Annotated in this window: 19 protein-coding genes; 7 read left to right on the top strand and 12 right to left on the bottom strand. The window is 69.2% G+C overall.

Annotated features, from left to right (window positions below; translation table 11 throughout):
• Positions 1 to 79 precede the first annotated feature (79 nt).
• From trxA to AC3A6P_RS13405, 7 genes are all read right to left on the bottom strand, one after another.
• Positions 80 to 418, bottom strand: a complete 339-nt coding sequence (gene trxA, locus AC3A6P_RS13435) for a thioredoxin (RefSeq protein WP_487692061.1) — start codon at positions 416 to 418, stop codon at positions 80 to 82.
• The gene (trxB, locus tag AC3A6P_RS13430; RefSeq protein WP_487692060.1) at positions 415 to 1,416 is read right to left on the bottom strand and encodes a thioredoxin-disulfide reductase; all 1,002 of its coding nucleotides are present in this window, start codon (positions 1,414 to 1,416) and stop codon (positions 415 to 417) included. The genes trxA and trxB overlap by 4 nt, the downstream gene beginning before the upstream one ends.
• 82 nt (positions 1,417 to 1,498) lie before the next feature.
• Positions 1,499 to 1,981: a hypothetical protein gene (locus tag AC3A6P_RS13425; protein WP_487692059.1), complete on the bottom strand. Its 483-nt coding sequence runs from the start codon at positions 1,979 to 1,981 to the stop codon at positions 1,499 to 1,501.
• Positions 1,982 to 2,013: 32 nt separating this feature from the next.
• Complete coding sequence (gene sigM / locus AC3A6P_RS13420; protein ID WP_487692058.1) at positions 2,014 to 2,580, bottom strand: RNA polymerase sigma factor SigM; 567 nt, start codon at positions 2,578 to 2,580, stop codon at positions 2,014 to 2,016.
• Positions 2,581 to 2,644: 64 nt separating this feature from the next.
• Positions 2,645 to 6,373, bottom strand: coding sequence for a murein biosynthesis integral membrane protein MurJ (gene murJ, locus AC3A6P_RS13415; RefSeq protein WP_487692057.1), 3,729 nt, complete (start codon positions 6,371 to 6,373; stop codon positions 2,645 to 2,647).
• Complete coding sequence (locus AC3A6P_RS13410) at positions 6,370 to 8,730, bottom strand: hypothetical protein (protein ID WP_487692056.1); 2,361 nt, start codon at positions 8,728 to 8,730, stop codon at positions 6,370 to 6,372. Before AC3A6P_RS13410 ends, murJ begins: the two co-directional genes overlap by 4 nt.
• Positions 8,727 to 9,503 (bottom strand): NUDIX hydrolase, encoded by a 777-nt coding sequence (locus AC3A6P_RS13405; RefSeq protein ID WP_487692055.1) that lies wholly within the window; start codon positions 9,501 to 9,503, stop codon positions 8,727 to 8,729. The genes AC3A6P_RS13410 and AC3A6P_RS13405 overlap by 4 nt, the downstream gene beginning before the upstream one ends.
• Positions 9,504 to 9,595: 92 nt before the next feature.
• Between AC3A6P_RS13405 and AC3A6P_RS13400 the strand changes: the two genes are divergently transcribed.
• Complete coding sequence (locus AC3A6P_RS13400) at positions 9,596 to 11,116, top strand: CCA tRNA nucleotidyltransferase (protein ID WP_487692054.1); 1,521 nt, start codon at positions 9,596 to 9,598, stop codon at positions 11,114 to 11,116.
• Positions 11,117 to 11,121: 5 nt separating this feature from the next.
• Positions 11,122 to 11,628: a pullulanase gene (locus AC3A6P_RS13395; protein ID WP_487692053.1), complete on the top strand. Its 507-nt coding sequence runs from the start codon at positions 11,122 to 11,124 to the stop codon at positions 11,626 to 11,628.
• A 63-nt stretch (positions 11,629 to 11,691) separates the two neighbouring features.
• Here AC3A6P_RS13395 and AC3A6P_RS13390 read toward each other — a convergent pair whose 3' ends face one another.
• Both AC3A6P_RS13390 and AC3A6P_RS13385 read right to left on the bottom strand, forming a co-directional pair.
• Positions 11,692 to 12,465, bottom strand: coding sequence for a TIGR03084 family metal-binding protein (locus AC3A6P_RS13390; protein WP_487692052.1), 774 nt, complete (start codon positions 12,463 to 12,465; stop codon positions 11,692 to 11,694).
• A 9-nt stretch (positions 12,466 to 12,474) separates the two neighbouring features.
• Complete coding sequence (locus AC3A6P_RS13385) at positions 12,475 to 13,761, bottom strand: MFS transporter (protein ID WP_487692051.1); 1,287 nt, start codon at positions 13,759 to 13,761, stop codon at positions 12,475 to 12,477.
• Between the two features lie 119 nt (positions 13,762 to 13,880).
• Between AC3A6P_RS13385 and AC3A6P_RS13380 the strand changes: the two genes are divergently transcribed.
• The gene (locus tag AC3A6P_RS13380; protein ID WP_487692050.1) at positions 13,881 to 14,486 is read left to right on the top strand and encodes a YqgE/AlgH family protein; all 606 of its coding nucleotides are present in this window, start codon (positions 13,881 to 13,883) and stop codon (positions 14,484 to 14,486) included.
• On the opposite strand, the gene AC3A6P_RS13375 is transcribed toward AC3A6P_RS13380, so the two are convergent.
• Together AC3A6P_RS13375 and AC3A6P_RS13370 are read right to left on the bottom strand one after the other, a co-directional pair.
• Positions 14,483 to 14,848: a hypothetical protein gene (locus tag AC3A6P_RS13375; protein ID WP_487692049.1), complete on the bottom strand. Its 366-nt coding sequence runs from the start codon at positions 14,846 to 14,848 to the stop codon at positions 14,483 to 14,485. The two genes, AC3A6P_RS13380 and AC3A6P_RS13375, sit on opposite strands and share 4 nt — an antisense overlap.
• 38 nt (positions 14,849 to 14,886) lie before the next feature.
• On the bottom strand, positions 14,887 to 15,786 hold the full coding sequence (locus tag AC3A6P_RS13370; RefSeq protein ID WP_487692047.1) for an LpqN/LpqT family lipoprotein: 900 nt from the start codon (positions 15,784 to 15,786) through the stop codon (positions 14,887 to 14,889).
• Between the two features lie 221 nt (positions 15,787 to 16,007).
• Here AC3A6P_RS13370 and leuS point away from each other — a divergent pair, with 221 nt between their 5' ends.
• The 3 genes from leuS to AC3A6P_RS13355 all read left to right on the top strand — a co-directional run bounded on the left by leuS (position 16,008) and on the right by AC3A6P_RS13355 (position 20,134).
• Positions 16,008 to 18,857: a leucine--tRNA ligase gene (gene leuS / locus AC3A6P_RS13365; RefSeq protein ID WP_487692045.1), complete on the top strand. Its 2,850-nt coding sequence runs from the start codon at positions 16,008 to 16,010 to the stop codon at positions 18,855 to 18,857.
• A 63-nt stretch (positions 18,858 to 18,920) separates the two neighbouring features.
• Positions 18,921 to 19,655 carry a GntR family transcriptional regulator gene (locus AC3A6P_RS13360; RefSeq protein WP_487692044.1) on the top strand — a complete coding sequence of 245 codons (735 nt, stop codon included), beginning with the start codon at positions 18,921 to 18,923 and terminating at the stop codon, positions 19,653 to 19,655.
• 17 nt (positions 19,656 to 19,672) lie between these two features.
• Positions 19,673 to 20,134, top strand: a complete 462-nt coding sequence (locus tag AC3A6P_RS13355; protein WP_487692338.1) for a RidA family protein — start codon at positions 19,673 to 19,675, stop codon at positions 20,132 to 20,134.
• Here the strand turns inward: AC3A6P_RS13355 and AC3A6P_RS13350 are convergent.
• Complete coding sequence (locus tag AC3A6P_RS13350; RefSeq protein WP_487692043.1) at positions 20,131 to 20,718, bottom strand: SRPBCC family protein; 588 nt, start codon at positions 20,716 to 20,718, stop codon at positions 20,131 to 20,133. The genes AC3A6P_RS13355 and AC3A6P_RS13350 overlap by 4 nt on opposite strands.
• A gap of 208 nt (positions 20,719 to 20,926) precedes the next feature.
• Between AC3A6P_RS13350 and AC3A6P_RS13345 the strand changes: the two genes are divergently transcribed.
• On the top strand, positions 20,927 to 21,922 hold the full coding sequence (locus AC3A6P_RS13345; protein ID WP_487692042.1) for an LLM class flavin-dependent oxidoreductase: 996 nt from the start codon (positions 20,927 to 20,929) through the stop codon (positions 21,920 to 21,922).
• Positions 21,923 to 22,183: the final 261 nt, after the last annotated feature.

Below are 22,183 nucleotides of genomic sequence, written 5' to 3'. Positions count from 1 at the left end.
GACCCGCGCCCGATTCCGGAAAACGCCAGGCGGGCGCGCGTGCCGCCTACCTGGGGTCAGCGGGTGAGACCGAAGGCTGTCAGGACACCGCTTCGCCGAGCTCGCGCAGCAACGCGGCCTTGCCTTTGGCGCCGACGATGCGTTTCACGGCCTGGCCGTTCTGGAACAGGATCATGGTGGGAATGGACACCACCTGGAAGTCCCTCGCCGTCTCCGGATTGGCGTCGACGTCGAGCTTGGCGACAGTGAGCTGACCGGCCTTCTCACCGGCGATCTCCTCGAGCACCGGGGCCACCATCTTGCACGGGCCGCACCAGGTGGCCCAGAAGTCGACCAGCACGGGGGTGGTGCTGTTGAGGACATCTTCGGCGAACGAGTCGTCGGAGACGGTCAACGTCTTGCTGTCTGCTGCGCTCACTGGGGTGCTCCAATCATCTGGGTTTCGGGGGTCTCGGAGGGGGCGGGAGTGTCGGTGAGCCAGCGCTCGGCGTCGATGGCGGCCGAACAGCCCATGCCTGCCGCGGTGATGGCCTGTCGGTAGGTGTGGTCCACCAGGTCGCCGGCGGCGAACACGCCCTCCAGCGACGTGGCCGTGGTGCGGCCCTGGGTCAGCACGTATCCCTCGGGGTCCAGGTCGACGAGACCGCGGACCAGTTCCGAGCGGGGATCGTGGCCGATGGCGACGAACACGCCGGTCACGGCCAGGGTGGACTCCTCGCCCGTGATGGCGTCGCGGACGCGCAACCCGGTCACGGTGCCTTCGCCTTCGACCGCGACCACCTGGGTGTTGGTCAGGATCTTGATCTTCTCGTTGGCCTCGGCGCGGTCCAGCATGATCCGCGACGCGCGGAACTCGTCCCGTCGGTGCACGATCGTGACACTGCGGGCGAACTTCGTCAGGAAGGTCGCTTCTTCCATGGCGGAGTCGCCACCGCCGATCACGGCGATGTCCTGGTCCTTGAAGAAGAAGCCGTCGCAGGTGGCACAGGCGCTGACACCGCGCCCCAGCAACTCCTGCTCGCCCGGAACGCCCAGGTACCGCGCGGCGGCACCCATGGCGAGAATCACGGCACGCGCGCGGTACACCTCGCCGCCGCCTGTGGTGACGGTCTTGACGGGCCCGTCCAAGTCGACGGACTCGATGTCTTCCATCTGCAGGTCGGCGCCGAAGCGCAGCGCCTGCTCACGCATCTCGTCCATGAGTTCGGGACCCATGATGCCGTTGCGGAAGCCCGGGAAGTTCTCCACCTCGGTGGTGGTCATCAAGGCACCACCGAACGAGGTGCCTTCGAAGACCACCGGCGACAGGTTTGCCCGAGCCGCGTAGATAGCCGCGGTGTATCCGGCAGGACCGGAGCCGATGATGATGACGTCATGAATCGGCGCCTGGCCGTTCTTCGACGATGTGTCAGTCATGCGGGCCTTTCTCACAGTCGTTCGGCGATCAGATCGCCGCATCTCGTTAACAACAGCGTAGGCGGGGGTGTTCCCGCCTGTGTCACGGCCGGGTGACGGTTGTGTCGGCGAACAGCCCGGTGTGCGCCACGCTGCACTGTGGCGCCACGGCGAGAGCGTTCACCACACCTGGTTGCTCGGACTCCAACAGCAGCACGACGGCCGGGCGGCCGTTGATCTCGACGGGGCGGGCTCCCTGCACCGCCGTGGTGATGGGATACCCCAAACCGCTCAGACATGACGCCAGCCGCGAGGGATCCCGCAGGGACCCCAGGTCAGGCGGCTGGTGCAGGAGTGCGCCGAGTTCGGCGCCCGACAGCGGAATCACCGGACGAGGAACACCGACCGTGAGCGAGCGTGCGGTGGTCAGGGTGCCGGCGGCCGGGGCCGCGTCGCTCAGCAAAGTGGGAACCGACACGCCGATAGCCACCGCGATCGCGGCGATCCCGATGACCACCCCAGCCGGGCGCACGCCATCGCGTGCCGGCCGGGCGGCGTGGGCGGGCTGATCCGCTGAGGTCCCCACCCGGGTAAGTGTCCAACATCACCAGCAGCGGTTCACGCGGCGTCTCGGTGAGCCGGGCGCAGCTCTGCCAACAGCACCGCCAGCCGGGCCCGTCCGCGCGAGCATCTGCTCTTGACGGTGCCCTCGGGCACGCCCAGCAGTCTGGCGGCGTCGCTGCAGGAATAGCCGTGCATGTCGACGGCCACCACGGCGGCGCGCTGCTCCGGCGGCAGCGTGGCCAGGGCCCGGTGCACCAAGACCGCGGTGACGACAGCGGCATCGACGTCCGAGGCGCTCACCCGGTCGGCATCGGTCAAGGCGGTGAGCACGTCCTCGGCGCGGCGGAGCTGATCGATGCACTTGTTCAGGACGATCCGGTGCAGCCAGGTGCTGACGGCGGCGTGTCGGCGGAACCGGGCGGCGCCGTTGTGCACGGCCAGCATCGCCTCCTGCACGGCGTCGGCGGCATCTTCGGGGCTGCGGGTGCGCCGCAGCGCCAGCCGGGCCAGCTGTCGCTGGTACCGGTGGAACAGTTCCTCGAAAGCACGGGGATCCCCGGCGGCGTGCGCGGCGATCAGCTCGACATCGGTGCGCTGAGTTTCTGGCGAGATCGGGGCCACGGACGGCACAGTATGGGCCGGCCCATGGCACGGCACTTCACCGCGGCCACCGTCTGTGCACAGGTCAGGACGCCGCGCGCACCGTGATCTCGTTGATGTCGGTACGGCTCTGCCCGTCGGTGGTGCCCATCTTGGAGATCCACACCAGAAGATTCGAGGTGGGCTCGGCCGCGTTGACCTGGATGGTGTTGTCACCGGTCTGCAGTGTCTGCGGCTGGGTCAGGACCGTGGTGGCATCGAGGCTCGACGGGTTCGCCGACGACGCCGAACGGATCTGGACCTGGGTGCCGGTGCTGGTGACCCCCAGCGAGACCGACGCCACCCGGGTGGCCGACGGCAGCTGCAACAGCAATCCCACGCCGTTCTTGAAGCCCGGGAAGGGATCGGCGTCGGAGTAGGTGTCGGTGGGCCACACGGTGGCGCGGTCACCGTCGATGGCCAGCTCCGCCAGGTCGGGATTGTCGGCGCCGCCCTCCGGTGAGAACACCGTGGCGCTGACCGGCTGCACCACGGTTCCCGGGGTCGTCGACGTCTGCTCGCCGGAACTCTCCTCCGACGGGGGATTGAGGCCCAGTTGCTCGCCGATGCTGGTGCCTCCCACGTCACCGAAGATGCGGCTGAGCACGGTGGCCAGCAGCACCAGGGCGACGATGATGACGACGGCGCCGGCGGCCAGTCCGATCAGCACGCCGCGGCGTCGCCGGTTCTGCGTGTCAGGGTCGTCGCTGGCGGTCAGGCGGGCCGCCAGGCCCCGCGCGGGGGGCACGGGTTGGACCGGTTCCAGCAGGTCGGTCCGATCGGCCTCTGCGGTGGCCTGTTGCAGCAGGTTCAAAAGTGTTGGTGCGGTGCGTATTCCACCACTCGGCTGTACCGAACGGGCCGCGGCGGCCGAGATCTGGAACGGGATGTCGTTGTCCACAGAGCGCGGCTCCACCGGATTCCCCGCTGGATCGAGGTCCGCTGGAGCCAACCCGCTGGGGGTGCCGCTCTCCGGCAGTGGCCAACGATTGACCAGCAGCGCATACAGCGCCGCCCCGATTCCGCGGATGTCGTCTTCGGGGCTCGCATCCTCCATGGTGGCCGGGAAAGCCAGGGCGACATCGCCTTCGATGCTCACCCGGACCCGGCTCGGGTGATCGATCGACAGCGCGACCCCGGCATGGTGTGCCGCTTCGGCAGCCGCGGCCAGCGATTGGATGGCGCGGGCTCCACCGATGGCCGACGGTGCGGTGTCGGCCACCTCCTGCAGGGACCCGCCGCGGATCCATTCCGACACCACCATGCCGCCGGCACCGGTTCGGGCGACGTCGAGAACCCTGGCGACGCCGGGCATTTCGATTCGGCTGAGTTTGAGGGTGCGGGTCAGGATGGCTTCGAGTTCTTCGTCGGGCAGCGTGCCTTCGGGGTCGACGAAGGTCAGCGCCACCTGCCGGTCCAGCGCGGTGTCGAGTGCCTGCCAGAACTGCAGATTGGGCGGGCCGCCGTGGAAGACGAGCAGCCGGTAGCGGCCACCGGCGATGCTCGCCCCGGGAATCAGCTGAACATCGTCTTCGGGAGCGGCGTTGTCCAGCGCCGGCTCGCGCGGAGCGTCGAAGGCGATGGGTTCGCGTGTCGGGTCGCCGGCGAAGTCGGCGTTCGGACGTTTGGGCGGTACGGGAGGGGCGACGGTACCCACGGGCGGATCGCCCGCACCGGGATCGAGATCGGGGTCCAGCCCGGGGTGGAAGTCGGGCTGGAACTCGTCGGCTGACTGTCTGGGCAGCTTGGTCGTCGGGGCCCCGGCATCGGGGTTGCCCGAGGTCTCGTCGCTCACCGTCGGTCCTTTCCCCATCCCTGCGGCAGCCGCTGCCGAAGGCGTGTCCTCGCCGAACCGAGGCCCGGCCGGGGGACGGCCCGGCCGTCCTCCCGATCCGGGCGAAGTCCTGTGCTCAGGGTACGGGACCCGCGCAGTGGCCGATGACGAGTCAGGCAGCGCCGCCGCAGGTACCGGCGCCGCAGGAGCGCGGCCGAGCCGACGTTTGACCGCCGCGGCTGCGGCGACCGCGTCGGGCACCTTCGCCCACAGCAACACGGCCACCACGATCGCCAACATCAACACCGCGAGCACGAACAGCCGTAGCAGCGAACCGGCGCCACCGAAGTTGGTGGTGAGTGCTTCCAGGCCCAGCAACTGGTCGACCGCGTGGGCGAGCAGGCCGGACAGCAGCGAGGCCGCCGTCGTCACCAGGATCGTCCGCACCACCGGCAGTTCCAGCAATCTGCCGCCACGTGGCCTCAGTGCACGGCGCAGCAGCACATGACCCATCACGGCCCCGGCCGTGAATCCCAGGCCGTTGGCCAGGCCGAGGTAACCGGCCACCATGTCCGGGTTGTCGGTCAGGTGCGGCGCAGCGAAGGAGGCCGCGACCTTGACCGTGGTGATCACGATGATGACGGCGATCGGTGTCCACGGTTGTTCCCGCGCGTAGAACACCCGCAGCTGCAGCAGCACCAAGGCATACGGGATCAGGGTGAATGCCGACAATGCGATCGCCAGGCCGAGGTAATTGGCGTCGACCGAACCGAAATTGCCGTAGGCGAACAGCGCGCTGCCGATCGCGGTGCCGCCGACGGTCATCACGGCCACGATCGGGATGAGGGTGATCATCGTCAGCCGGGTGGCCAGCGACAGGTCGGCCAGTACCGCGGAGGTGTCTCCGGAGGCGGCGTTACGCGACAGCCGCGGCATCACCACCGTCAACACGGTGACGCCGATCATGCCGAACGGCAGCATCAGCACCAGCCAGGTGTAGTTGTAGATGGCCGGACCCGAAGCGGCTGCGGTACTGGCGATCTGGTTGCCGATCACCAGGCCGATCTGGCTGATCAGCACGTAGAGCACCATCGCCGAGGCCATGGTGCCGAACTTCTTGAGCCGGTCGTCGATGCCCCACAGCGGGCGAAGGCTGATCTTCTCCTTGCGGATCGCGACGAACAGCACCGCGGTCTGCGCGAAAACGCCCAGGGTGGTGCCGATCCCGAGGACCAGCAGTTTGGCGTTGCCCATCTCCACCGGGTCGATGGACAGCTCGCCCGGTACCAGCACATACAGCCCGAGTGTCGCGATGGCGACGATGTTGTTGACCACCGGCGCCCAGGCCGGCGCGCCGAAGACGTTGCGGGTGTTCAGGATTGCCATGAACACCGACGACAACCCGTAGAAGACCACCTGCGGGAGCAGCAGATAGGCGAACGCGGTGGTCAGCGGCTCGTTGACCTGCGGGTCGTCCCCGAGCATCAATCGGACCAGTTGGGGCGCACCGAGCACCGCCAACACGGTGGTGACCAGCAGCAAGGTGGTTGCCAGTGTCACCAGCCGACGGATGAAGCCGGTGCCGCCGTCGGGGTCATCGCGCTCGGCGCGGGTGAGCACCGGCACGAAGATCGCGGTGAACGTGGCCTCCAGCACCAGCGCCGCAATGAGATTCGGCAGCTGGTTGGCGACGGTGAACGTGCTCGACAACGCGGCACCGAGGATGGTGGCCAGCAGCACGATCCGGATGAAGCCGGTGAGCCGGCTGATCAACGTCGCGAACGCCATTCCCCAGGACCGCGACACCACCGCCGAATCGGACAGTTCGGCGCGCACCGCTTTGGTGCGCTGCCCGGGCTTCACCCACACGGATTGCTGCCGGGTGGTCCGGGGCGGGCGGGAATCGCGCGCAGGAGTGGGTTTGCGCGGGGGTGGGGGAGTGGGCCTGGGTGGACGCGCAGGGATGCGCCTGGGTGGCTGCCGGCCGGACGTGGGACTCATGGGCGACCCGGTTCTGGTCGATCGAGATCGGCACGATCGGGCTGGCCGCGGAACCGGTGCCAGAGCCGGCGGCCGGTCAGCAACGCCAGCACCGCACCGGCGGACAGCGTGATGAAGAACAGCACCTTGCCGTAAGCGTTCGAGTTCACCGAAAGCCGCACGGGTTCGCCCAGCGGCAGTCCGTCCGGGGTGCGCAGTGAGGCGTCGACGGCCACCCGCTGGGTGAAGTGCACCTCGATGGGCACCCGCAGCGGCAGGAATCCCGGGGGCAGCTCCTGCTCGCCGATGTCCTCCACGGTCATGCCCGGAGGCACGGCCAGGTCGAGCCGCACCCGGATCGGTACCGCCAGGTCATTGCGCAGGGCCAGCGGCAGGGGGCTGCGTTCGGTGGCCAGTGTGTAAGCACCGCCGGGGTTGACGATGGTGACCGCGCCGAAGAGATCCTCGATGGTGCCCCCCACCACGCCGAGGCGTTGGCGCGCCAGGTCGTTGCGGGACGGGGCGGGTTCGGACTGACTCAGGGCCCGCAGCATGTCCTCCCGCAGCGGGGCGGTGTAGGCCACGCCGGTGAGCCCGGTCTGCGGGTTGGTGGTCAGCGCGGCCGTGAGACCCCACAGCCGGCGCAGCTGGCCGGACAACTGGCCCACCACGCCGTCGTCGATGCGACCTTGGGCGTTGCCGTCCGCGGCCGCCGACACCGGCTGCAGCGGACCGTGCACCGCGGCGGCTTGGGCCACCACCGCGGGCAGCGGCTGGGGGACCGCCAGCCCGGACCGGATGCTGGTGGCCAGCGTGGTGAGAATCGCCTGCGCGTCATTGGCGCTGAGGTTCCAGGTCAGCGGCGGCATGAGGATCTGGGCGCGCGGCTCGGTCGCCGGATGCAGGCCCCGCCACAGCATCGCCGACAACGCGTCCTGGCGTCGGGACACGCTGTCCTGGTCGAGCGGCACCGACAGTGACGAGTCCAGGTACGACGGCGCCGCCGGCGACTCGCCCAGCCCGGCGAGCGCGGCGCCCACGGTCGGGTCGAACGGCATCGCGACCACCTGGCCGGACAGCCGCCGCGGCGCCAGGTCGGCGGTGGCCGCTTCGCCGGTGGTCTCGTCCTGGGCGAAGCCATCGGCGGCGGCGATGGCCACGGTGGGGCCCTGCGCGGTGAGCAGCTGCACCGTGCGGCTGGTCAGTGGGCCGTCACCCACCAGGGTCACGCCGCGGGTGGAGGTGACACCCAGGATCTGGTCCACCAGATCGAAGACGGTGGTGGTGGCGAACATGCTCAGGTTGGGGTCGCCCACCCGGTCCACCGCGTCGAGATTGGCCTGCGCGTACGGGGTGGCGGTGACACACATCCGCTGGGCCAGCTCCCGTAGCCGGTCCAGCCACGCGGTGGCGGCGGCCTGACCGGCGCCGGGTTGACCCGGTGGCGCCAGTGGGTCCGCGGAGTTGCCCACCACGTAGCCGCCCGTCATCGCGTTGACGGTGACCAGCAGGTCGGGGTCGACGGCCAGGCACAGCGCCCGGGTGACCTCGCCGCCGGGATCGACGGTGGGCCCGGTGGCGAACTCCGCGGCGGCCAGCAGGGTGTCGAGGCGTCCGCCTGGGGCCAGCGACGTGGCCAGCGAGTCGTCGGTCAGCCGCACCGGTGTGGTGCCGCCGGGCACCCCGGGTGCCAGCTGAGGCCGGTCCGCGATCGGCCACAGCATCGTCACCGGTACGGGGCGGGAGGTGTCGGGGGCTACGACGTCGTCGACATCAGCGCCGACGCCCTCGGGACCGCTGTCGGGGTTGTCGGCCGCCCGCGGCACCCCGAGCACCGGCAGCAGGAACCGCGCGTCGTCCAGGCGGGCGGGCTCGCCGTAGTCGGGGGTGCCGTTGACATTGACCAGCAGCGGATACACGCCGGGGGTGTCGATGTTCAGCGCGGGTTCGGTGGCCGAGCGCAGGGGATAGGACAGTGTGAACGGAGCCCGCTGACCCTGCTGCAGTTCTTCGGAGACGTCGATGAACTCGGCGACCGCGCTGTACTGGTCGTTCTCCCCGCCGAGATCGGTGCGCAACTGGCTGGAGTCCTCCACCATCGGGGCCCGTTCCAGGCGCGCGACGATATCCCGGACCGGCCGGTCGCCGACGTTGTCCACGGTTCCCGACACCGTGACCACCGGCGCGCCGGTGGTGGTGACGGTCTCCGGGGTCACCCGGTCGACGTTGATCACCAGGAAGGGTGCCGAGCCCGGTTCCCCGGCAGCGGCCTGCGGCAGCGCCGCGGGCAGTGCGAGGAGGGCGAGCAGGATCGCGATGGTGACGAACCGGGGCGCCGTGAGAGAGAACTTCTCCAGCCATCGACGCCGGCGCGTCACGGGCTCGGCCCGCAACCGCCCGCCCGGCCGGGTGCGGATTCGTCGGGCCGGCGGCGGCGGGTACGCGAATGCGTCTGTGGCCGCCGGCGTGGAGTGCTGCGCGGCAGCGGCGGCAGCGCGTTGGGCCCGTCGGTCTGCAGCTTGTGGATGAGCTCGCCGGCGACCTCGGCCAGCTTGCGCTCGTCCGCGTAGGCCAGCCGGTTGGGCAGTTCATTGACCGGCACCCAGGCCACTTCGGTGACCTCGACGTCCTCGTCGGAGAGCTCACCGCCGGAGAACCGCATCAGATAGTGGTGCACGGTCTTGTGCACGCGCCGCCCCTCGGTGACGAACCAGTAGTCGATGCTCCCGAGCGCGGCCAGCACACTGCCCTGGATCCCGGTCTCCTCCGCGACCTCGCGGATCGCGGTCTGCTCCGCGGTCTCGCCCTGCTCGATGTGGCCCTTCGGCAGCGACCACAGCATGCGGCCGCGGCGGTCGATCCGGCCGATGAGTGCGGCCACCTGTTCTTCCAGGGGTCCGTCCAGGCCGTCGATCACCAGGCCGCCCGCCGACGTCTCGTGCACCGTGCGCAGGCGGGCCGCGTTCTTGTGGGCCTGCCGCGGCCGGCGCGGTTTGGCCGGCGCGGCCTCGGGCTCAGGAGATGGCGTCGCGGGAGGTGAGGGCGTGGGGGCCGCGCTGTTCTCGGCCGCGGCTTGGGGTGGACCGGCGGCACGACGACCCCGGCGGCGACCGCGGCGCCGTCGTGGTTTGGCCTGTTCGCCGTCCGACACCCAAGCGATAGTAGCTGGCGCCAGGTCAGCCTCTTGCCTCACTCGCCGGTCGGTGGCGGACGGACCGGCCGAGCCCTCTAGGCTCATTGAACGTGCCTGACGTCGCAACCGATGCCGAACTGCTGGCCCGTGCAGCGGTCACGCTGAACGGGCATGCCCAGGTGTTGGAGTCCCTCGGCGAGCTGTTCGACGGAGCCGGACGTCAACTCTTCCTGGTGGGTGGGCCGGTGCGGGACGCGCTGTTGGGGCGGCTCCCGCAGCCCGGGGACGGCGTCGCCTACGACCTCGACTTCACCACCGACGCCCGCCCCGATGAGATCCAGAAGATCCTGCGGCCGTGGGCCGGATCCGATCGGGCCATCTGGACCACCGGAATCGAGTTCGGCACCATCGGCGCGGCGCGCGCCGGCGTCCGCGTGGAGATCACCACGTTCCGGGCCGACAGTTATGACCAGGTGTCGCGCAACCCCGAGGTCCGGTTCGGGGACCGTCTCGAAGACGATCTGGTGCGCCGCGACTTCACCGTCAACGCCATGGCGGTCCGGATCACCGGTGCGGGCCCGGGGGAGTTCCTGGACCCGCTGGGTGGGCTGGACGCGCTGCGGGCCCGGACGCTGGACACCCCGTCGGCGCCGGAGACGTCGTTCGGGGACGATCCGCTGCGGATGCTGCGGGCCGCCCGGTTCGTCTCGCAGCTGCGGTTCGAGGTGGCGCCGCGGGTGCGCACCGCCATCGTGGAGATGGCCACGCAGATGGCCCGGATCACCCCGGAACGCATCGCCGCGGAACTCGACAAGCTGATGCTCGGCGCCGACCCGGTGGCGGGCATCGAGCTGTTGGTCGACACCGGTCTGGGGGAGCAGGTGCTGCCCGAGGTCGGCGCCATGCGGATGGCCATCGACGAGCACCACCAGCACAAGGACGTCTACCAGCACTCGCTCACCGTGTTGCGGCAGGCCATGGATCTGGAAGGGCCCGCCGGTTCTGACGGTGGCGGCCCGGACCTGGTGTTGCGATGGGCGGCCCTGCTGCATGACATCGGCAAACCCGCGACCCGCAGGCATGAGTCCGACGGCGGGGTGAGCTTCCACCATCACGAGGTGGTGGGCGCCAAGATGGCCCGCAAGCGCATGCGGGCGCTGAAGTACTCCAAGCAGATGGTCGACGACGTCTCCCAGCTGGTGTATCTGCATCTGCGGTTCCACGGCTACGCGGATTCCAAAGGGACGGGCAAGTGGACCGATGCGGCGGTGCGCCGGTATGTCACCGACGCCGGGCCGCTGCTGGGCCGCCTGCACAAGCTGGTGCGCGCCGACTGCACCACCCGCAACAAGCGCCGGGCGGCGCGGCTGCAGGCCAATTACGACGATCTCGAGCAGCGCATCGCCGAGTTGGCGGCCAAGGAAGACCTGGCCCGGGTGCGGCCGGACCTCGACGGTAACGCGATCATGGAGCTGCTCGGCATCCCGGCGGGTCCGCAGGTGGGGCAGGCCTGGCGGTATCTCAAGGAGCTGCGCATGGAACGCGGCCCGCTCGAACACGACGACGCCGTCGCCGAACTCCTGCGGTGGTGGGAGGCCGACGGGAACCCGCAGAGGTCGCAGCCCGACTAACGGGTATGGATTACTGCCTGGGTGCCGATGACGGCACCGCCACCGTGTGGTCGGCCCTGCCGGACGTGGACACCGACGGCGACGGTGTGTTCGACGCGGTGGCGCTGGATTTCGACCGCGACGGCCTCGAAGACGACGCTCTTGCCGATCTCGACGGCGACGGGGTCGCCGATCACGCTGTGCTGGACCTCGACGGGCAGCCGTCGTGGTTCACCGACGACGGCACCGGAACCTGGGCGGTGCCCGCCGACCCGGCCGGCCGCAGCGGGCCGTTGCGCTGGCTGAGCCTCGACGGCCTGGAGAGCTCCGGAGGTCCAATGGTGGATTTCGACGGTGACGGGGCCGTCGATGATCTGCTGCTGGACAGCGACGGCGACGGCCTGGCCGACCGGGTGCTCGGCGACGACCACCGCACCGGCTATGTCGACCATGACGGCGACGGTCGCTGGGACGTCAAGCTCGTCGACGCCGACGGTGACGGCGCCGCGGACGCCGCCGCCGCCCCCCTGTGACCTACGGCCGAGCGCGCGTGTCTGTACAGCGACGCGCCGCCTCAGGCGTACAAATGCGTGCGCTCATCGGCCCGGGCCGGGAGGCCCCGCGAAGGCCTGCGCAATCGTCAGCCAGGTCTGCGCATCCGCGCCCACGGCCGTCACATCCAAGGCCGCACGGGGCCGTCGCTGGGTCACCAGAAAACAGAAGTCCTCGGCCGTCCCGGTGACCCGCTGAGCCGCATCCTCGGGACCCCACACCCAGGTCTCACCGGCCGGCCCGCGAAGTTCCACGTGAAACGTTTCCGTCGGCGGAGTCAAGCCATGAACGGTAAAGGCGAAGTCACGAGTTCGTATACCGAGGTGGGCGATGGACCGCAGCCGCGCCGTCGGCGCCCGCACCACCCCCAGCGCGTCCGCCACATCCAGGCCATGCGCCCAGGTCTCCATCAACCGCGCGGTCGCCATCGACGCGGCACTCATCGGCGGCCCGAACCAGGGCAGCTTGCGTCCGGCGGGCACGGTACGCAACGACGCGTGCAGCGCTGCACGGGTGGACCGCCACGCGCTCACCAACTCCGCCGGAGCCGTCGCCGCCAGCTCCTCGGCCCCGGCATCGACGAAGCCCGCCGGATTGGTGGCAGCGGCTGCGAGCACGTCGGCGAACGCCGGCTCGTCGCTGACCGACAGCAGCGCCACCCGGTCGGTCCACAGCAGATGAGCGATCTGATGGGCGATGGTCCAGCCCGGCGCCGGGGTAGGGGTGTGCCAGCGCTCGTCGGGAAGGTCGGCCACCAGCGCGTCCAGCTCGTCGGATTCGGCTTCCAGCTCGGCGATCAGGGGACTCGCGTCGGCCATGCCGTCACCTTAACCGGCCGTGGATCGCCGGCCGATGACCATGTGGGCGGCCAGGCCCAGCAGGTAGACCGCCGAGCCCGCCACCACCAGACCGGGGGAGTACCCGTCGGCCGGGATCACCGCGGCCGCCAGTGTGGTCGCCACGATGAACGACACCCAGAACAGTGAATCCTGGACCGCGAACACGTGTCCGCGCAGGGCGTCGTCGACGTCGATCTGCATCGCGGAGTCAGCGCACAGTTTGACGATCTGGCCGGCCGCGCCGAGCAGGAAACCGCAGGCGAACATCATGGGCAGGTACAGCGCGATGCCGGCCAGCTGGATCACCGCCGCGCACAGCAGGGCGCCGTTGGTGGTCGTGAACCGTCCCCAGCGCTTCACCGCCATCGGGGTGATCAGGTTCGCCAGGAAAGAGCCGGACCCGGTGGCCGCCACGAAGGTGGCCGCACTGCCCAGCCCGGCCACCTCCACGCTGGGGATGTCGGTGTGACGCACGATGACGAGCACCAGCAGCGTGTTGATGCCGAAGACCATGCGGTGTGCGGCCAGCGCGGTCAGTGTGGCCGCCACCGACGGCACCCCCGCGACCGTGCGGAAACCGTGCAACCAGCCCGTCGACACCGCGTAGAGCACCGACCCGTGGATGGCGCGCAGGGTGTCGTCGGGCCCGAGGATGTACGGCGGGAACCGCAGGGCCAGCAGCAGCGCCAACCCCACCGGTAGGGCCACCAGGAACTGGATCACCGAGGCGCCGATGTCGTCGGCACCGATCAACCACCGGGGGACCAGCATGAAGATGGCGCCGAAGAAGGTCGCTGCGGCCCCCGCGGCGGTGGCCACGGAGTTCATCGTCACCACCTGGCCCCGGGGCACCACGTGCGGTAGGGCCGCCGACAGCCCGGACGCCACGAACCGGGTGAACCCGTTGACCAACAACGCGCCGCACAGGATGGGGATGTCTCCGGCGCCGACGGCGAGCAGCACCCCGACCAACACGATGAGCAACAGCCGGCCCAGGTTGGCACCTACCAGCACCGAGCGCCGGTCCCAGCGGTCTAGCAGGGCACCGGCGAACGGCCCGAGCAGTGAGTACGGCAGGAACAACACCGCGAAGGCACCGGCCACCGCCCAGGGAGTGGCCGCCCGGTCGGGATTGAACAGCAGGGCGCCGGCCAGGCCCGCCTGGAACAGCCCGTCACCGAACTGGCTGGCCAGCCGCAACTCCAGCAGCCGCCAGAACTGCGGGAGGCCTCGCACCGAACGCCACACGGCCACGGCGGCACGCGCGTCAACCACTGAACCTTCTTCCCCTGCACGTTGCGGCGCACGGTTGCCTGATGGGACCAGCCTACAAATATGCGTCATGCCGACCTCGGTTCGCCACGACGGCGGCACGCTGGTGCCATGATGGACGGGTGGCCCAGTCGGAAGACCCCGAGGATTTTGTCGCACCCGCGGCTCACCGGGTGCGCGCCGGTACGTTGTTGCTGGCCAACACGGATCTGTTGGAGCCCACGTTCCGGCGCAGCGTCATCTACGTCGTCGAGCACAACGACGGCGGCACTCTGGGCGTGGTGCTGAACCGGCCCAGTGAGACCGCGGTCTACAACGTCTTGCCGCAGTGGGCGAAGCTGGCCGCCAAACCGAAGACCATGTTCATCGGCGGGCCGGTCAAGCGTGACGCCGCGCTGTGCCTGGGCACGTTGCGGGTCGGGATGGATCCCCAGGGTGTCCCGGGGCTGCGCCATGTGGCGGGCCGGATGGTGATGGTGGACCTGGACGCCGAGCCCGAGACGGTGGCTCCGGTGGTCGAGGGTGTGCGGATCTTCGCCGGCTATTCGGGTTGGACCATCGGTCAGCTGGAAGGCGAGATCGAGCGCAACGACTGGATCGTGTTGTCCGCGTTGCCTTCTGACGTTCTGGTGGAGCAGCGGGTGGATCTCTGGGCGCGGGTGCTGCGGCGCCAGCCGATGCCGATGTCACTGCTGGCCACGCACCCCATCGACGTCAGCCGCAACTAGCCCTTGTTGGCCAGCGGCGATCCGCTGGCGCACGACAGCGTGCAGGACGCGCAGCTGCTGCCGCAGTCGGCTTTGGGCTGCGGGCGGGTGGCGAACCGCGCGCCCTGCCACGAGCCGGCGATGACGGTGCCCAGCGCGCCGAGCACACACACGATCAGCACCACGAGCCCGGTCGACGCGGGCGCCAGGAGCGCCACCGCACCGCCGGCGGCGAGCATCACCCCGGCGGCCAGCTGGACCGGCGCCACGGTGCGTAGGACCTGCTGGGTGAAGTCGGCGGTCCGCGGTCGCGTCAACGTCCACACTCCCGAGCCTGCGGCAGCAATCGCGGCGCACAGGCACACCACACCGGCAATGAGCATGCGCTCACCTTACGAGGTGACGCCGCTGCCCGGAAAATTCAGGGCGCGGGCGCGGGCGCGGGCGCGGGTACCGGGGCCGGCGGTGCCGGCGGTGCTGCCGGCGCAGGACCGGTGATCCGGAATCCGTTGACGATCGCGTCGGTGGCGTCGGCGGCGGCCACCACCTGGCTGACGGCGGTGGTCACCGACAGGGTCACCAGGTACTTGTCCGCGCCGGAGCTGGCCAGCACATGACGGCGTGAGGTGTTGAGCGTCATGTCGTTCTGCCGGTAGGTGCCTTCGATCAGCGAGGACGGGAATCCGCCGAACGGCGCCAGAGACGCGTCGGTGGACTGCCAGTTCGGCAGTTGCTGGCTGTCGATGAAGCCGTGGGTGATCGCCTCGTTGCCGTCGAACGCACCGCCGGCCAGCCGGTAGATCACCACCTGCGCATTGGAGGTGTAGAGGCCGTCGCCGCCCACCCGGTCGGCGATCACCGCGAAGGCGTCGGGCACGTTCGGGTCCGGTACCTGCGACCACCCCGGCGGCATGGGCAAGGTGATGTGCAGCGCAGTGAAGGTTCGCGGGTTCTGCGGCTCCAGGACGACGCCTTTGCCGGCGAGGAACTCCTTGATGGTGCCGGAGGTGGCGGGCACCAGGGCCGGTGCCGACGGAACGTTACGCGGAGCACCGAGCGTGGGCTGGGCGACCTGCTGGATCTGCGGGGCGTACTGCGCCTGTGGGGCGACGTTGGCGGTGGCCGGCTGGGTGGGCACGCCGGCCGGGACGGGTGAGACGCCGGCTTGCTCGATCATCGTCGCCGGTGTCGGAAGCGGTGGCAGCGGCAGTGTCGGCTCGGCGGTTGCGGTGCCTCCGGCGAGGCTCACGGCGATACCTGCGGCGACACCCCCCGCGAGCACCCGCTTGCCGGCGGCGCGGGCGGTGACTCTGTCGAACATGGCCACTCGATCCTTTCGGGTCCGTCTGTGTGGGTATGGCCCCCGCCATCCCAGGTCAGGCGCCGACTGTATCCATCACCGTGACGGGTTTGCCAGAGCTGGAATCGAGCTGGAATCAAGCGCTGATGTGTCCGCAATGGAACCGATACGTTGCCGTGACCGGCGGCACCGGCCCGCCACGCGCTTTTGGCCCCCGGACTTGGCCTTATTACCCTGTCAGCGTGGCGCACCCCCCTGTTTCCGAGACCTCCGGTCCTACCGACGACACCCCTGCGTTCCGCTACTCGGCGGACCTCGCGGGCCGGATCGAGCAGAACTGGCAGGAGACCTGGGAGCGGGAAGGCACCTTCTACGTTCCCAACCCGGTGGGCTCCCTGGCGCCCGCGGACGGCAGTTCGGTGCCCGCGGACAAGATGTTCGTCCAGGACATGTTCCCGTACCCGTCCGGTGACGGCCTGCATGTCGGGCATCCGCTCGGCTACATCGCCACCGATGTGTACGCGCGGTACTACCGGATGCAGGGCCGCAACGTGCTGCACGCGCTCGGGTTCGACTCCTTCGGCCTGCCCGCCGAGCAGTACGCCGTGCAGACCGGTACCCATCCGCGCACCCGCACCGAAGCCAACATCGTCAACTTCAAGCGCCAGCTGGGCCGGTTGGGTCTGGGGCACGACGCCCGGCGCAGCTTCTCCACCACCGATGTCGACTTCTACAAGTGGACCCAGTGGATCTTCCTGCAGATCTACAACGCCTGGTTCGACACCGAGCTGGGCCGCGCCCGCCGCATCGACGAGCTGATTGCCGAATTCGACTCCGGCACAAGGACACTTGATGACGGAAGATCCTGGCAGGAGCTTTCGCGGGGCGAGCGCGCCGACGTGATCGACGGTTACCGCTTGGTGTACCGGGCGGACTCGATGGTCAACTGGTGCCCCGGCCTGGGCACGGTGCTGGCCAACGAAGAGGTGACCTCCGACGGCCGCAGTGACCGTGGCAACTTCCCGGTGTTCCGGAAGCGGTTGCGGCAGTGGATGATGCGCATCACCGCCTACTCAGATCGGCTGCTCGACGACCTCGAGAACCTGGACTGGCCCGAGAAGGTCAAGACCATGCAACGCAATTGGATCGGCCGCTCCGTCGGTGCGTCGGTGCAGTTCGATTCACCCGCCGGGGACATCGGCGTGTTCACCACCCGCCCGGACACCTTGTTCGGCGCAACGTATCTGGTGCTGGCACCCGAACACGACCTGGTCGACACCCTGGTCTCCGAGACGTGGCCCGACGGGGTGGACCAGCGCTGGACCTACGGTGGCGCCACTCCCGCCGAGGCCGTGGCGGCCTACCGCGCCGCGATCGCCGCGAAGTCCGACCTGGAGCGCCAGGAGAACAAGACCAAGACCGGTGTGTTCCTGGGTGCGTACGCGGTCAATCCGGTCAATGGAGCGCAGGTTCCGATCTTCATCGCCGACTATGTGCTGGCCGGCTACGGCACGGGCGCCATCATGGCGGTGCCCGGCGGCGATCAGCGGGACTGGGACTTCGCCACCGAGTTCGGCCTGCCCATCGTGGAAGTGGTGTCCGGCGGGGACATCTCGCAGGCGGCCTACTCCGGTGACGGGACGCTGGTGAACTCCGGCTACCTCGACGGCCTGGACGTCGCCACCGCCAAGGCGAAGGTGACCGAGCACCTCGAGGCCGACGGGCGCGGTCAGGGCCGCGTCGAATTCAAGCTGCGCGACTGGCTTTTCGCCCGTCAGCGGTACTGGGGCGAACCGTTCCCCATCGTCTACGACGCCGACGGGCGCGCGCACGGGATCCAGGAGTCGTCACTGCCGGTGGAGCTTCCGGACGTGCCGGACTACTCGCCGGTGCTGTTCGACCCCGACGACGCCGACAGTGAGCCGTCCCCGCCGCTGGCCAAGGCCACCGACTGGGTGAACGTCGAACTCGATCTGGGTGACGGGCTGCAGCCCTACACCCGTGACACCAACGTCATGCCGCAGTGGGCGGGCAGCTCCTGGTACGAGCTGCGCTACACGGACCCGCAAAACCCGGATGAGTTGTGCGCCAAGGAGAATGAGGCGTACTGGATGGGCCCGCGGCCCGCCGAGCACGGACCGGGTGACCCGGGTGGTGTGGACCTCTACGTCGGCGGCGTCGAGCATGCCGTACTGCACCTGCTGTACTCGCGGTTCTGGCACAAGGTGCTCTTCGACCTGGGCCACGTGTCCTCCAGCGAGCCGTACCGCAGGCTGGTGAACCAGGGCTACATCCAGGCGTTCGCCTACACCGACTCGCGCGGCTCGTATGTGCCGGCGGCCGAGGTGATCGAGCGCGACGGCAAGTTCTTCTATCAGGATCAGCAGGTCAACCAGGAGTTCGGCAAGATCGGCAAGAGTCTGAAGAACTCGGTCTCGCCGGACGAGATCTGCGACAACTACGGCGCCGACACCCTGCGCGTCTACGAGATGTCCATGGGTCCGCTGGAAGCGTCGCGGCCCTGGGCCACCAAGGACGTGGTCGGCGCGCATCGCTTCCTGCAGCGGGTGTGGCGACTGGTGGTCGACGAGGCCACCGGCGAAATCCGGGTCAGCGACGCCGATCTCGACGATGCCACGCTGCGGATCCTGCACCGGACCATCGAAGGGGTGTCCGACGATTATGTGCACCTGCGCAACAACACCGCGGCCGCCAAGCTGATCGAGTACACCAACCACCTCACCAAGGAGGCGGTCACCGCGCGCGCGGCCTTGGAGCCGCTGGTGCTGATGGTGGCGCCGCTGGCACCACATCTGGCCGAGGAATTGTGGCGGCGGCTGGGCCACGACACGTCGCTGGCGCACGGTCCGTTCCCGGTGGCCGATCCCGCCTACCTCGTCGAGGACACCGTCGAGTACCCGGTCCAGGTCAACGGCAAGGTGCGCGGCCGGATCTCGGTGCCCGCCGACGCGGACAAGAACGCGGTGGAGGCGCTGGCGCGCGCCGACGAGAAGGTGCTGGCGTTCCTGGCGGGTGCGGAACCCAAGAAGGTGATCGTGGTTCCGGGCCGGATGGTGAACCTGGTGGTGTGATTCGGCTGGGTACCGCTTCCGACGACGGATCGAATAGAGTATCCAATGTCGAAAGGGGGGCCCATGTCACCGCGATCCTCCACCACCCCGCCGCGCGCCCACACCAGGTCGGAGCGCAACGCCGGGCCGCGGGCGGACTTCGTCCGGCCGAAGACGGCTCAGCAGGCGGTGGCCGAAGCGCTGCGACAGGACATCACCACCGGCAAATTGCCCCCGGGGAGCTGGATCGTCCAGGAGTCGGTGGCCGAGCAGTTCGGTGTCTCGCGTATCCCCATCCGGGAAGCGCTGAAGACACTCGAGGCCGAGGAGTACATCACCTACGTTCCGCACAGTGGGTACCGCGTCACCAAGCTGAGCCTCGCGGAGCTCACCGAGGTGTTCCGGTTGCGGGACATCCTGGAAGAAGAACTGATTCGTGATGCCATGCCGGCCATGACGGATGCCGTGATCGACGAGATGCGCAGCTGCATGGCCGCGATGGATCGGGCCGCCGAGAACGAGGACCTGGTGGCCGTCGGTATCGCGAACCGCCGATTCCACTACCTGACCTTCGAGACCAGCCAGATGGCGCGCACCAAGCGAATCGTCAATCAGCTGTGGAACACCGCGGACGCGTACCGGCCGCTGTATGCGCACCTGATGGATCTGAGCCGGGTGAACGTCGAGCACCACCTCATGGTGGACGCCCTGGACGCCCGCGATGTCGAGCGCGCGGTCGAGATCAACAACGCCCACCGCGCGCATTCCGTGCAGCACCTCACCGTGGCGTTGAGCCAGGATTCGGAGCAGGCTTCGTAGTGGCGCGCGATGCCGCAGTGGGCGCCCCGCACCACCGTCTGGCGCAACGGGGCCTCGAGCTGCCCCCGCCCGCGGCGCCCAAAGGTGCGTACTTTCCCAGCCGGCGCTGTGGTGACCAGCTCTGGGTGTCCGGCACCACGGGCCGGGTGGGGTCCGCGCCCGCGCTGCGGGGTGTGGTCGGCGCCGACGTCACCCTCGAACAGGCCCAGGATCAGGCGCGCACGGCCGCGCTGAACCTGTTGGCCGCCATCGACGCCGCGGTGGGACTCGACGCCGTCACCGCTCTGGTTCATCTACGTGGATATGTCCGGGCCACAACGGAATTCGACGCCCACCCCGCGGTGGTGGACGGGGCGTCGAAACTGCTTCTCGAGGTCTTCGGGGAGCAGGTCGGAGCACATGCGCGCACCGCCATCGGCGTGGCCTCGTTGCCCGGCGGAGCTTGTGTGGAGTTGGAACTCGTTGTGACGCTGAGCTAGCGGACGCGTTGGGCCAGCCGGCCGAAGGCCAACCCCAGTGCTACCCCGGCGACGAAGGTGGCCAGCAGCGGCTGCAGCGCCGGGGGCACGGTGTCGGCCCGGCGCGCGGCAGCGGCCGCCGGGGTCTGCGAATCCTGTTGCGGCGCAGCGACCATGGTGTTGAGGCGTTTGGCGAACTGGCCCAGGATGCGATTGCTGACCTGCGAGATGACGCCACTGCCGAACTGCGCGATGCGCCCGCCCAGCTCGAGGTCGGTGGACACGGTGACGTCGGAGGTGCTGCCGTTGCCCTCGGCCACCATCGTGACCGTGGCCTCGGCGGTGCCGTTGCCCTTGCGATCGCTGGCGCGGCCCCGCACCACCATCTGATGGCCGATGTCGTCGCGCTCCACCACGGTGGCGGTACCGGACAGGGTCAGGCCCACCGGGCCGACCTTGACCGCCACCTGGGCGCGGTACTCCTGGCCGTCCTGTCCTTCCAGGGTGGCTCCCGGAATGCAGCTGGCGACGCGGGGGATGTCGGTGAGGGTGTCCCAGGCGACGGACAGCGGAGCGTCGACTGTGAAGGTGTTGACCAATCGCACGAAATTCACCTTTTCTTCGCGTTCCGGTTGTGAGCCTGCCGACCCAACCTTACGATTGGATACACTATCCAACCAGGTGTGAGTCGAGGCCGCGAGGTACGAGCGGCCGAAGAGCTCACACCCGATTGATCAACAGAGTGCGAGTCGAGGCCGCGAGGTACGAGCGGCCGAAGAGCTCACACCCGATTGATCAAGAGAGGCACTGCCGATGTTGAGCAAGGGAGTCGGGCTCTTCCCGACGGAGCCCGCCGGCACAATGCGTGAATATGTCCAGCTCAGCGAGTCGCTGGGCTACGAACACGCGTGGTTCGGCGATTCGCAGAACATCTGGCGGGAGTCGTCGACCGTCATGGGTGCCGCCGCCGTGGGCACCGAGAAGATCATATTGGGCACCGGTGTCACCAACGCCGTGACGCGCCACCCGTCCCTGTTGGCCTCGACGTGGGCCACCCTGTCGGAGTTCACCGGCGGACGGGTCGCCCTGGGCATCGGCACGGGGGATTCGTCGCTGCGCACCATGGGTCTCAAACCGCTCAAGCTCGCCGAACTCGAGGAGTCCATCTCCCAACTGCGCACGCTGTTCCGGGGTGAGAAGGTGCGCGAGGCCACCAGCGGCGCGGAGTACCACCTCAACTATCTGAGCGCGCCGTTGGACATCCCGATCTACATCGCGGCGTCCGCACCGAAGATTCTGAAGATGTCGGGCCGCATCGCCGACGGGGTGATCGTCCTGGTGGGTACCGCCCCCAACTTCATCGAGGGCGCGCTGCGCACCATCGAGGCGGGTGCCAAGGAGGCCGGCAAGACCCTCGACGACATCCACATCGTGTTGTGGACGCCCACCGCCATCGATGAAGACCGGACCAAGGCGCGAGACCTGGTGCGCGCGCACGTGTCCCGAGTGGTGATCCGGCCGCTGCCGGCCAAGGTGGAGCCGGCCCTGGAGCGCGCGATCGAGCGGATCCGGGAGCAGTACAACTACTACGAGCACATGAATCCCGAAGCGGCCCATGCCGATCTGGTGCCCGACGACCTGGTCGACCTGTTCGCGCTCGCGGGAACTCCGGACGAGTGCGCGCAACGGCTCAAGGAGATCGAGGCACTCGGTGTCGATCAGGTGTCCATCGTGCCGTTCGTGCGCCCGGGCGAGAGCCGGGCACCGACCATCCGGACCTTCGCCGAGATCGTCGACCGCGCATCGTGACCTCCTCGCCGGCGGGACCCAGTGCACGGAGTCATCCGGCGCCGGGCAGCGCGGTGCCCGGCGCACCGCCCCCACTGAAGCGGGCGCTGACGCCCGCCGACGGCGAACTGACCACCCCCGACAAGGCGCACCACGAACACCCGGTGTCGCCGGTCCCAATCCGAGAGCATCGCGGCAGCGGCGGATACACCGCAGCGGTGGCGATGTTGGGAATTGCTGTGGGGCTTGAACTCTCGAATGTGATGACAATGCGCCGACAAA

It is taken from the genome of Mycobacterium sp. Soil_C_30 (genome assembly GCF_057656995.1).
The sequence above is the reverse complement of the archived record's forward strand: the minus strand, read 5'-3'. Positions and strand labels throughout refer to the sequence as shown.